Annotated in this window: 6 protein-coding genes; all 6 read left to right on the top strand. The window is 66.2% G+C overall.

The features are described 5' to 3' along the window. Nucleotides 1-107: 107 nt before the first annotated feature. The 6 genes from AAEU42_RS06075 (at nucleotide 108) to AAEU42_RS06050 (ending at nucleotide 13,087) form a co-directional block, all read left to right on the top strand. Nucleotides 108-9,689, top strand: a complete 9,582-nt coding sequence (locus tag AAEU42_RS06075) for an S-layer homology domain-containing protein (RefSeq protein WP_342232646.1) — start codon at nucleotides 108-110, stop codon at nucleotides 9,687-9,689. Between the two features lie 195 nt (nucleotides 9,690-9,884). Beyond that, on the top strand, nucleotides 9,885-10,589 hold the full coding sequence (locus tag AAEU42_RS06070; protein ID WP_342232645.1) for a stalk domain-containing protein: 705 nt from the start codon (nucleotides 9,885-9,887) through the stop codon (nucleotides 10,587-10,589). A 66-nt stretch (nucleotides 10,590-10,655) separates the two neighbouring features. Further along, on the top strand, nucleotides 10,656-10,916 hold the full coding sequence (locus AAEU42_RS06065; RefSeq protein ID WP_342232644.1) for a hypothetical protein: 261 nt from the start codon (nucleotides 10,656-10,658) through the stop codon (nucleotides 10,914-10,916). Between the two features lie 42 nt (nucleotides 10,917-10,958). Continuing rightward, complete coding sequence (locus AAEU42_RS06060) at nucleotides 10,959-11,327, top strand: hypothetical protein (RefSeq protein WP_342232643.1); 369 nt, start codon at nucleotides 10,959-10,961, stop codon at nucleotides 11,325-11,327. A gap of 127 nt (nucleotides 11,328-11,454) precedes the next feature. Next, a complete protein-coding gene (locus AAEU42_RS06055; protein WP_342232642.1) occupies nucleotides 11,455-11,946 on the top strand; it encodes a hypothetical protein in 492 nt (163 codons plus the stop codon). A gap of 76 nt (nucleotides 11,947-12,022) precedes the next feature. Continuing rightward, entirely contained in the window at nucleotides 12,023-13,087 is a 1,065-nt protein-coding gene (locus tag AAEU42_RS06050; protein WP_342232641.1) for a hypothetical protein, read from the top strand. Nucleotides 13,088-13,152: the final 65 nt, after the last annotated feature.

Below are 13,152 nucleotides of genomic sequence, written 5' to 3'. Positions count from 1 at the left end.
CTGATGGATTCCCGCGCTCCCTATCAGGGGACTCTCCCGGAGGCGTTGCCATGGGCCTCCGGGAGAGCGGCCCCACTGAAACCGCGAGAGAAAAGGAGTTTGATTCTATGATCGTATGCGATAAGACGCGGGTCCGCGTCCGGCGCAGACTGCTGTCGCTGACCCTGGCGGCGGCCCTGATGGCGGGGATGGTCCCCGCCGCCCTCGCCGCCGGCCCGGAGGGGGACACGGGCGGCAGCCCGCAGATCCAGGCGGTCCCACAGCCCTACGCCGACAGCGGCGTCCCCCAGACCCCCGTGACCCCGGCCAACACCAATATCGATCTGAGGTCGGACGTGCTGACCTTTCAGTCCCCCGCGACCCTGAGCTCCATCGGAATGTACCAGCAGGCCACCGTCAGTACCATGCGCAGCGTGGACCTGCTGCCCCTGCCGGCGGCCCCCACCAGCAGCAAGAGCCTGACGGTAAGCGGCATCCCCACGGATGGCGGCTACACGGTCTACTGCAACGGGGCCACCGCGACCAGCACGGCGGGCTCTTCCACCGTGACCTTCAACGTGGACTACTACGCCGGGCAGACCAACTACGTCGTGGCCTACAAGGCGGGGGCCTCCACATGGGCGTATGCCCAGCTGGGGGCGTCCAATACCTCAGTGGGCCTGAGCAAATATACAAAGACCACGGGCAACCTGCGGCCCGTGACGGGCACCGTGACCCTGAACACCGCCCCCGGCGACGGGGTGACGGTGCTGGACTTCGGCGGTATGGAGGCGGCCACCGCGGACGCCTCCGGCGTCTACAACTATACCGCCCCCATGAGAGTCAACTATGACTACAAGCCTGTATTCTTCCTCAAGGACGGCTACTACACCCAATTCATCAACGGGAATGTAGCCGATGTGGGGGTATTGAACAGTGGTAATGGCTATAAATACCAGTTCAGCACCTCCAACCGGATGCTGAGCGTCACCGGCACGGCCGAGGTGGCCGACGCCGGGGCGGATATCAGCGATCCGGCCCACTGGAAAACGCCCAAGCTGTCTGTGACAGACAGCGGAAGCTACACCAGGTACAACACGCTCGAAAACGCCACTGGAGCCAATTCAAACAACCCGATTTTCGCCAACGTCACCAGCGCCTACACCGAGGACCGGATCAACAACAGCACCGGAGATCCGCTGCCCGACGGCAAGCCGGACGTCTGGGGCGTAATCGGCCCGGCTAGAGGCAACTCCAACCTGGAGCTGGAGGCCCGGGTCTACCTGACGCTGAACACGGTGACGGGCACGGTGGACATGGTGCGCATGACCATCGCGGCCACCAACAAGAGCGCCGACACCGCCCAGGTCTACGGCCTGGCCTGGGGCGTGGACCTGTGGTCGGGCACCTCCGACGCCGCCACCTTCCAGGGTCAGGGCATCAAGGAGTTCAGCACGGGGGACGTGGCCCCCCAGTTCCCCATGAACTACGGGCCGGCCAACGCCACGAACGCCATGACCTTCAACAAGGCCGCCTATGGCTCCCGTGTGCTCAGCGACCCCGCCAGCACGGCCTATGACGAGGCTCTGCCCGGCTATCTCTACGGGAAAGACCCCTACACGAATTTCGTCTCCACCATTTATCCTCAGATCGGCAGCGACATCTATTACCCCGGCGAGCGCTTTGAAAAAGCGGATTACTGGGGGATGTCCTCCTACTCCAACCCGGCGGGCCAATACGGCCACACCAGCCGGGGCGACTACACCAGCGTGGACAGCGGCTTCCAGGTCCGCCACGACCCCAAGCTGATCCTGCCCGGCGAGACCCGCTTCTACGGCTTTGACTACGGCCAGGGCGTGGTGGGCCAGGCCTACACGGGCCGGCCCTACCTCCAGGTGAACATGGCGGCCACCGACCTGACGGCCAACGCCGCCAACGTGGCCTACGACAACCAGGTCACCATGGACGCCCTCTACGCCAACGACACCCAGACGGCCTTCCCCGGGGCCTATCTGACCCTGGAGCTGGACAGCCAATACCTGGAGCCCGACGCCTCCATGACCACCGCCTCCGGCGCCCACTGGGTCCTGGATTCCACCGATCCCAGCGGCATCCAGACCTGGAAGCTGGACATCGGCACCCTGGAAGTGGACGCGGCGGGGCGCTCCGTCATCCCCCCGGTGGCCCTGGAGGGCAAGCCGGTCTACGCCGACGTGGACCCCAGCGACGGCTTCGACGGGGCCAAGACCGACATCACCCTGCGCCTCCACGTCCCGGGCTACGCCCCCTATGACGCGGACCCGGAGCTGGGCTACCTGAAGGATGTCCAGACCGTCACCCTGCCTAAGCTGACCGCCCTGGGCCTCAACGGCAAGGTGTGGCGGGACATCAACGGCAACGGGGTCATGGACGCCGCCGAGGGTGTGCGCGGCCAGACCGTCCACATCGGCACCACTAACGGCGTCGCCGCCGACTCCGCCCAGTCTGTGGGCGGCGGCGTGGTCATCGGCCCCACCCCCAGCGGCGGGCTCCAGGACAATACGGACTACTATGTCTGGCTGGACGAGACCGCGGCCAACGGCTACGTGGGCCAGTTCGACTCCGTCAACGTCACCGACATCACCGGCACCACCACCGCCGTCATCCTGGGCGCCGCCCAGCCCTCCTCCTCTCCGCTGGAAGTGGCGGAAGTGGTGGACGGGGCCTTCCACTTCAAGCTGAAGCCCGGCGCGGCGGCCCTGATCGACTACACGATCCAGATGGTCAGACAGGCCATCGTCAAGCTGGAGCCCCACGTGAGCGGCAGCACCGCCACCGTCTACGGCGGCTCCGCCACCCTGAGTTATTCCGGCACCACCCTGGCCGTGGGGACCAACCCAGGCGAAACCATGCAGGCCGCCGTCCCCGCGGGCGCCAACGTGACCGTGACCTACAACGTCCCCGACGGCTACCGGGGCCTGTCCGGCGAGGCGGTCCTCACCGCCACGCGCAGCAACGTGGCCGCCTACCAGCCGGGCAGCGTGGTCAACACCATCGACCTGCCCCTGCTGGCGGGGGACGTGCGCCTCACCGGCATCACCGGCGGCGGCGCCACGGAGAACTCCTCCGGCCCGGCCAATGAGGTCACCGTCCCAAGCGCCTGGAGCGGCCGGACCGCCCGGCTGGACTTCAAAGCCTGGGACGTGTCCGGAGAGATCACCTCCCCGGTCCGCACCAACTATACCTGGAGCGTGGCGGACAACACCGACGGCATCCTCACCGGCGGCGTGGACGCCCAGGGCAGCGTGACCTTCCAGACTGGGGTCTACGGCTCGGCTGTGGTCAAGGTTGCCCTGACCGCCCATCCCCAGATATCCCACACCATGACCATCACCATCGACGCGCCCTCCGTGGGCCCTGTGGTGGGCGGCATCTATCTGGCGCGGGCCGGGGACACCGCCCTGACCGCCCTGGACTATGAGACCCTGGCCCTGGGCGACGACCTGGACGTGGTGGTGGTGAACAGCGGCAGCGGCACGCCGGAGAAGGTACCCAGCACCCTGTCCGCCGTGGCCGCCTCCACCGCCAGCGTGACCGTGGCCCCGAAGGCGGGGGACCTCTACGCCTTCACGGTGCACGGCGCGGCCGCGGGTATCGCCGAGCTGACCCCCAGCGTGGGCGGTTCCACCGGTACGGTGGCCCAGATATTGGTCACCAACCTGCCGGTGGACGCCAGCACCACCCTGGAGATCACCCCCGACCCCATCCGCCTGGAGATCGGCGACACCATGACCCCCACCTATGTACTCCACTTTGGAAGCTATACCGCCTTTGACCAGATCATCCCCGGGGCGGCCCTGAACTTGTCCCTGGACGATCCGTCGGTGGCCTCTTTCAGCGCCGCTGACCCTGAGGCGGTGGAGGGTGTCGCCATGGGCACGACCACCCTGAACGCCGCGCTGCGGGCGGACGCCGCTGTGGCCGCCGGCGCCGAGGTGGACGTCTCTCCCGCGACGTCCGGCGGAGCCCAACTGCTGCTGCGGGAGACCACCGCCACCGGCGGCTTCCTCAGCGTCACCAACGGCGCGGATACCGCCACCTATGAGATTTGGCTGGACACCAACAACAACGGCACGATCGACCCCGGCGACACCCAGGTGCCCTACGCCAGCGCCGTCTGCACCCCCGACAACGGCCGTGTGGCCCAGGCCGCGGGGACAGCCGCCCACGAGGTGACCGTGACCGCCGTCTCCGGCGGCGTCAGCGGCCTGACGGTGGCCTACACCACCGGTGGCACCACCTATCGGGCCCACGTGGACCTTCTGGTGGCCGACAACGGCGCGGGGGGCCGTCTGGAGCTGTCCCCGGCGTACTCCGTCATGTCCGGCGGGGAGACCCGGGTCTTTACCGTGAAGGCCGTCTACGCCAACGAGGCCTATGACATCCCCAACAGCATGTTCACCATGACCACCACCGGCGCGGACCTGGAGATCAGCGCCGCCAACCAGCGCTCGGTCCGGGCCTATCCGCCCAACGGGATGGGCTCCCATCAGACCCGGGTGAACGATTTGACCGCCACCGCCCTCATCGGCACGGACACGGTCAACGTGCTGGTGCTCTACAATAACGCGGCCCTCAACGTGACCCCCTCCAGGATGTGGCTGCAAAGCGGCGGCGCCGCGGGGGCGGTGACCGTCTCCCTGGACAATCCCGGGCTTTTCACAGGGGATCTGCGCCCCTATCTGACCGCCGCGTCGGCATCCGCCACCACGGCCAACCTCACCGAGGGGGCCGCCGCCAACACCTACACCGTGACCGGCTCCCGGGTGGGGGCCACCAACCTGGTGTTCACCCTGCTGGGAACCAGCAACAGCAAGCAGGTGAAGGTGTATGTGGTGGGGGCCAACGGCATCGCCTTCGACCCCGATACCCTCAACCTGCCCTCCGGCGGCAGCGGCAGCGCCCAGCTGCGGCTGAAGGACGACAACGGGAACCTGGGGGCCGTCATCGACCCCGCGGACGGCATCGTCTTTGACGAGACCGCCTTCCCCTCCGCCACCGCCAGCAAGAGCGTGGCGGGCACTCAGATCCAGGTGACGGGGGCCAACGTGGTGACCGCCGCCACTGGCACCCTGACCGCCGTGACCCCGCTCCTGGCGGGGGGCGTGGCGGGGGCCACGGCCGACCTTGCCGTCACCGTTACCGGCGCGGGCTCCAGCCTGGGGGCCATCGAGGCCCGCCCCGGCGTGGTGGAGCTGTGGCCGGGGGAGACGGTCAACGTGGCCGTCTACGACACCGCCACCAACCAGGCCTTAAGCATGGCCCAGCTCCACGCCCTGACCCAGCGGTGGGCCAGCAGCGGATCGGCCGCCAGCGCCAGCAACGAATACGGCTTCGCCGCCGTGGCGGGCCGGGACTATCTGGCCCTGACCCAGAAGGCGGGCGCGGCTGCGGGGCTGGAGACCCTCACCCTGGCGCTGGGCGGCGGCAACACCACCAGCGTCACCATCGTCAACCACACCCATGACCCCCACGACACGGGCTATACCCGCGCCCTTGTGGCGGCCGTTGACCCGGTCCTCCTCCAGAAGGCGGCCTCCGCCGCCGACGCCACCAAGGACGTGGGCGTGGAGGTGTCCCTGGAGCTGCGGGATATCACAGGGGCGGTCATCGACACCATCCCCATGATCCCCAGCCTGGTGAGCGGGCGTTACAACACGGTGCCCAGTTACAGCGGCCGGGTGGGGGCGGGGGACCTGTCCGCCGTCCTCGCCGCCAGCCCCGACGCCGACCTGGCCCTGCGGGGCCTGAACTCCGGCGCGGCGGGCTATGAGGTGCGCTACCTGCCCGACAACACCGTCTCCGGCCTGGCCACCGCCCTGGTCACCGACCAGGACCCCACCACCATCGTGGGCTTCGACCTGAAGCCCGATTTGACCCTTGCGGTGGGGGAGTACGGCGTGCTGGAGGGGGAGATCCAGTTCGGCACCATTGCCGGAGGGGTTCCCACCGTCACCGCCCGGCAGACCATCCCCGGCGCCGACCTGTACGCCGCCGCCCCAGACCTGGCCAGTGATGACACCGGCGTGGCCTCGGTCAACCGCATGGGGGTGGTCCGGGGCGTCAGCAACGGCACCGCCCACGCCACCGGCACCTTCCAGGGCCACATGGGCAGCGCCGGTATCACGGTGGCGCCGCCCAACACCACGGTGTACAGCCTGGCCGCCGATAAGCCCTTCTACATGACGGACGTCAGCGCCGCCGGGGTCCTGGGGACAAGCCGGGCCCATATCTACCTGGACAGCAGCGACAGCAGCGGTGTGACCACCCGGACCGAGCTGACCGCCGCCCAGCTGACCGCCGACTATACCATTACCGCCATGGATACCGGCATCCTCACCGCCGATGTCCAGGCCAACGCCGGCGGAAACCTGCGCCTGCAGCCCGCCACCGCCGCCAGCGAGGGGCTGACCACCGTCACCATCGCCTCTCAGGCCGATCCGACCCTCACCATCACCGTTACGGTGCTGGTGCGCAACCTGGCGTCGTACAGTTATGACCTGTGGGTCCGCCCGGTGGTGTTCACGGTGGGCTCCACCGCCTACCTCACCGACGGGGACCCATCTAACGACGGCAAGAACAGTATGCAGCCCACGGCGGAGCTGCGGGTGACAGACCTGGCCACCTCCGCGGTGACCTACATCAATGTCCCCAGTATGTGGCTGGACATCAAGTTTGAGGGCTATTCAGGGGACACCTTTACCGACGCGGCGGGCAACGACATCAGCGCCACGGCGGACCGCCCCACCTGGGACGCCTTTACCGGGACCGTCATCGGCGGCGACACCGTGGGCTACCTGAACAATACCTATATCAGACTTGGCAGCCTGTCCCCGGCCAACCACAACCAGGGCCGCAGGACCATCGTCTACGGCAACGACGCCATCGACGTGACCGTGCGCCCGGTGGACCCCTACAACGGCGCCGCCCTCCTGACCGACGGGGACGCGCTGATGGGCGGGAAGAAAAACACCATCCCCTTCGTGGACGACCACCACGGCTCCACCGGGTGGAACAGGCCCATGATGCGGGTCCTCACCGGACTGGACGGGGCCGACGCCGGAAGCGGCGCCTATCACGCCGTGATCTGGGTGGATTACTGGTCCTTCCTGGTCCAGGACGAGGAGCTTACCCCGGGGTCCAGCGGCGTTGAGGTCTGCTTCCTGCCCCTCACCGCCCACTATCTAAACCAGACCACCCTTCCCGACGGCAGCAGCCAGTATTACCTGAGCAACAACGTGGGCGAGTATTCCAACTTCCACACAGATCAGATCTTGACCTACACCGTGCTGATCCTGGAGAACGGCTCCATGGAGACCGTGCGAATGCCCAAGCGGGACTGGACCATCACCTCGATGACGATGACTCCCCACGAGGTGTCCATCCTGAAGGGGGACACCAGGAAGCTGGAGGAGCTGGGGGCCTTCTCCTCCACTGTGGAGATCATCAATGAGAGCGGCGCCCCCGACACCATTTATCCGCCCCTGAGCGATTTCTTTATCGCCAGCGTGGACGATCCGGGCAAGGTGAACGGGTTTGCCTCTGGCGACTGGGCCACCACCCCCATCCACGGCGCGGCCGAGGGCAGCACCTCCCTGTGGCTGGAGTACGCCAACGCCGCCAACGGCGCGGACTTCCGGCAGGAGATCGTGGTATACGTCCGGGCGGCGGCTCCGGTGGGGATCGTCTATGAGGACGATATGGGCAATCTGCTCACCAGTCTGAGCGTGGCCGACGGCCAGACCCTCACCGTGACCCCCAAGTACCAGATCAGCGACGACGCCACGGCCCTGCACAACATTCCGTACAGCGATTATCAGGATACCGCCAACTTTACCATGACCACCGCGGGCAATATCACCGTGACGGCCATCAACGACGGCGGCGTGCTCAAGCTGCGGGTGACCGGCATCGGCTCGGGCAGCGGCAGCATCTACATCAGGAAAATGACCCACTATACCGCCCCCGGGCCCGCCCTGGACGTGGAGGCCACCGGGATGCTGGGCGTGGACGTCACCGGGACGGCCAACTCCTTCGACATCACCGGCCGTGTGACCGACGCCGCCACCGGCGCCGTGATCGCCGGGGCCACGGTGACCAGCAGCAACGGCGGCACGGCCACTACAAACGCCGCCGGGGAGTATACCTTCACCAGTGTGCCCAACGGCAGCTACACCATCAGCGCCGCCGCCAGCGGGTACACCGGCGGCAGCGTCACCGTGACGGTGGCGGGGGGCAACACCATCGCCAACGTGGCGCTGACGCCCACCGGCGCCACGCCCCCTGTGGGCACCTACACCGTCAGCGGCCAGGTGACCGACGCGGCGACCCACGCCGCCATCCCCGGCGCCGCCGTGACCCTGGGCGGGCAGAGCGCCACTACCGACGTCGGCGGCCACTACGCCTTCACCGGCGTGAGCGACGGCACCTACACCCTCACCGCCTCCGCCGCCGGTTATACCACCGGCACCATGAGCGTCACGGTGAACGGCGCCGGCACCACGGCCGACATGGCCCTGGTGTCCACGGGGACGGCCCTCTACACCGTCACCTATAACGCAAACGGCGGCACCGGGACCATGACCGATCCCAACTCGCCCTATGCCGCGGGCGCCACGGTCACCGTTCTGAACAACACCTTCAGCCGCAGCAATTACACCTTTACCGGCTGGAACACCGCCGCCAACGGCAGCGGCACCGCCTACGCCAACGAAGCCACCTTTGCCATCAGCGGCAGCGTCATCCTGTACGCCCAGTGGAGCTATTCCGGCGGCTCCGGCGGTGGGGGCGGGGGAGGCGGCGGTTCCTCCGGCGGCTCTTCCACCAAGTACACCCTGACCTTTGAGACCAACGGCGGCTCCAAGATCGACAGCGTCACCAAAGCCAGCGGCACCACCATCCAGCTGGGCACTTACGTGCCCCAGCGGGCCGGGTACAGCCTGCTGGGCTGGTACACTGACAAGGAGCTGAAAAACAAGGTCACCCAGGTGACCCTGACCAAGGACATGACCGTCTATGCCGGCTGGGAGGCCGTCATCGAAGTGAACCGGGCCGACCACTTCGCCTACATGGTGGGCAACGACGAGGGGCTGTTCGATCCGGACGGCAACATCACCCGGGCCTCCACCGCCATGATGCTCTACCGCCTGCTGACCGACACCAGCACGGCCAAGCGCACCTTCTCCGACATCGAGGAGGGCGCCTGGTACGCCGAGGCGGTGCAGGTCCTTGCGGGCAAGGGGATCATCAAGGGTTACGTGGACGGCACCTTTAAGCCGGACCAGGCCATCACCCGCAGTGAGTTCACCGCCATGATCGCCCGGTTCAGCGAGGTCTCCGGCGGGGACAAGACCTTCAGCGACGTGCCCGTGGAGAACTGGGCCTATATGTACATCACCTCCGCGGCGGCCAAGGGCTGGATCACCGGCTACACCGACGGTACCTTCCGCCCCCTCAACCCCATCAGCCGCGCCGAGGCGGCGGTGATCACCAACCGTATGCTGGAGCGGGTGGCGGACGAGGACTACATCGACGCCTCCGAGGATGTGAAGGCCTTCCCCGACCTGGCAAAGACCTACTGGGCATACTATGACGTCATCGAGGCCACCAATGCCCATGACTTCACCAAAGAAAGCGGCGCTGAGAAGTGGACCGCCCTGCGGGAGAAGTAAGAAAGGAAACCGTAGGGGGTAGGCGAGCCGCCTGCCCCCTACGGCTTTCACACAAGCGAAAGGACCTGACGGGCCGGGATCCGGCCCCCACAGGCGGCAGGACTGCGGCGCGGGGCCGGACGCCCTGGAAAAATGCCTGACCGCCCGTTTCGTCCTGCGCTTCCGGAATGAATTTGAAACAGAGGAGAGAGCGATATGAAGAAGCGCGTGAGAGCGGCGGCCGCCATCCTGGCCATGGCCCTCTGCACCACGGCGGGGGCCTACGCCGCCTCCAACAACAAGACCATCTCCGCCCTGCTCAACCGGGACATCACCATCACTTACAACGGCCAGCCCCAGACCTTCCAGGACGTGAACGGCAACGCCGTCTACCCCATCACCTACAACGGCTCCACCTACCTGCCTGTCCGGGGCGTCAGCGACCTATTGGGGGTGGCCGTGAACTGGGACCAGGCCAGCAACACCGTGCGGCTGGGCAGTGACAGCCAGCAGCCCACCTATCTGGTGACCCGCCCCAACTCCGGCGGGACGCGGTACAGCTGGATCATTTCGGACACCGACCAGCTCAAGTTCTCCGGGGATACCGGGATTCAGGAATTCCAGAACGGGGTCGCCTACCAGCTCTGGAACGACACCGCGTCCAGCGGGATGCCCTCCCAACTGCTCTTTGACGTGGCGGGCTATCAGCAGTTGACCTTCCAATTCGCCTGCCAGAGGGCGGCCGTCATCAAGATCTACGACCAGGACGGCAGGGTGCTCTCCTCCTCCGACTATACCGGCGGGATCGTGACCAAGACCATCAAACTGAACGGGGCGGCCAAGATCTCGCTGGAGGCGGACGCCGCCCAGTACGGGGGAGAGAAGGTCTCCACCTTTTTCTACGAACCCACCCTGTCGTGACCGGGGGCTCCATTGGAACAGCCGGCCCCTCCTCCGAGGAGGGCCGGTAACGGGCAGGAGGGACACATGAAAATATGGATCGTGGAAAGCGAACAAACCCTGCGTGCCCTCTTGGCCCCGGATGGGGCGGGCGGGGCCAAGGCCGGCGACGTGCTGGTCATTGACAAGCAGATCCGGCTGACCGGGGACCTCACGGCTGCCGTGCCGGTCACGCTGCTCTTTTCCGGCGTAAGCGCCGGGCTGAAGACCGGGGGGTTCACGCTGAAAGCGGGGTTCCCGTCTGCCGGCGCGGGGCAGGGGCCCGCCTTGAAAATCATGCGGCTGTGACCGGGCGCGGACAGAGAGATAGAAAAGCGGGAGGAGTGGGCGATGAATACGCTCTTGGTCGGACTGACGCAAGAAGAGGAAAAGAAGCTGCTGGAGGCATTGGGGGAATTTCCGGATTTCAAGGTGGTTTTCCGGTGCGATTCCTACCGGCAGGCGTTGGAAATTTGTTTGAACCATGATGTGGACTTCATGTTTATCAGCGTGCGCGTCAACGACATGAGTTACCGGCAGTTTGCGCAGAAACGGAAGGACACGGGGTGGACCGCCTTCCTCGTGGGGCGGGGCGCCAGCCAGAGCAATTTGAACCTGCTGGCCGCCGAGGGGTACAGCGCGGGACGCATGGCGGGCTTCGTCTCGATCAATCTTTTGGACCGGGATATCCCTTATCTGCTGAACAATATCCGGGTTTGAAGCAGGGGGCACACAGCCGGGAGGCGTCCTCCACGGGAGGGAAACGCCAGCTGCCCCGGCGCCCGGTTCCACACACGACATTCCGCCGCTGGGACCCAGAGCGGAGAAGGAGATAGGAGGGCCAACAGTGAACAACGCGATCGTAAATTGCAGCAACCGGGCCGTACTCATGGTGAAACTATCCGTCCCCCCGGAGGGAGACGTGTCCGGCGCCTTCCTGACCCCCTGCCTGAGGGAAGCGGTTTCCTTTGTCGGGCTTGACCAGTTCCTCCTGCTCGCGAACCGGCTGTTCGACCAGCAAAACTTCCCCCAGCGCGGGCTGGCCAAACGGTCCTTTTTCAAGCAGTCAAAGGGCGGGGAGGAAGCCTTCCCCCTGCGGGAAACCCCGCTTCCCCAGGACCAGCTCCTGCAGGCGTTCAGCCGCATGGCAGGTCAGCTCGCGCTTACGGTCCATGTGTATTACCGCCAAAACGCCAGCTGGCAGGGGGGCATCCGCTGGATGGGAACGGACCGGGAGCAGCATTTCCGCAGCGCCCTTGAGCTGATAGAGCTGATGGGCGAGGCGGTGGGGCTGTGCCGCTCCAAGGCGCGCCGCGCTTTGGAGGCCTGCGCGCGATGAAGCTCGGACCACCACGGCGGAAAAGACGGATGGATCGCGGCAAGGGCATTGCGGTGTGCCGTATGGAGGGAATGATATGGGGATGAATCGGGAATATGTACAGCCCGCGGTCAGCGGTTGGTTTGTTTCTCTGGGCGCGGCGGTTCGGGAGGCGCTTGAGGACCAGGCGGATTTGTATGTCCGGCGGGATGGGCGGGTGCTGGCCCTCGTCAACTGCCGGGAGGGAGAGTTGAGCGTCACGGATGTCCCCGCCAACAACGGGACGAGACGGGTGGTGTGTTCCAGGATTCTGGTAAGCTGCCTGCGCCCTTTTCAGCGGGGGCCCCACCGTCACGTGCCCGCCCGATGTGACCTTGGGGCCAACGCCCTTCTGATGGGAGACGTGGACCCGGACACGGTGTTTTCTCCCGAAGGCTACATCCGGATTGAGACCAAAAAAATCCGCTGCCTGACCTGCCAGATATCAGGGGAGGCCCTTCGGATCAAGCGGGTCCTGCGGCGGCGCTCTGAAGTGCGGCGGAAGGACGGTATGCTGGCCTTTTTTGAGCAGGGCAACGGCTCCATCGTGCTGGAGAAGGACGGGGACATGCATGTCATCCGAAAGCCGGAGGTAGTGTCCTTTGCCAGGGAGCACTGGTTTGAAAAGGACATCTACTGCCGCAGGGTGGACGGCGCCCTGGTGGTGTCCGCCGATATCTGCGCCCTCTCCACGCTGGAAAATCTGGAGGGCTTCCACAAGCTGACCATCGAGACGCCGCTGACCTTGGAGATGGGCCGCTACTTCCAGATGTGGGTCTCGGCGCCGGCGGTGCGGATCCTGGGCGAACGGCTGGCGGCCTATGCCTGCGGAGACTGTTTCGCACTGGCGGCTGAAGAGGGGGGAGACATCGACCTCCAAAACCACGATGGGACAGGCTATATGAACCTGCGGCCGTTGTACCAGCAGATATTGACGCGTTATCCGGGGGCGGAGCGGCTGTTCCTCATCCCCCACGGGTGCCTGCTTGTCCTCTCCCCGGAGCGGGAGCCGGACACCGGGAACTGGCCGCCTCCGGATTATTTTTGCCGCCTGCTGATGAAGCAGATCCAGGGGCCGCCCCTGATGAGATCCGGGGCATACAGCGTGTCCGCCGCCGAGTAAACAATGCAAACAACAGCTCTGGCCGATCCGATGGGTTCTGCGAACCTGCCGGATCGGCCAGAGCT

This window comes from Pseudoflavonifractor phocaeensis, from assembly GCF_038439875.1.
In the GTDB taxonomy this organism is placed as follows: domain Bacteria; phylum Bacillota; class Clostridia; order Oscillospirales; family Oscillospiraceae; genus Vermiculatibacterium.
Note: the sequence above shows the minus strand (reverse complement) of the source record. Positions and strands in the feature narration are given on the sequence as shown.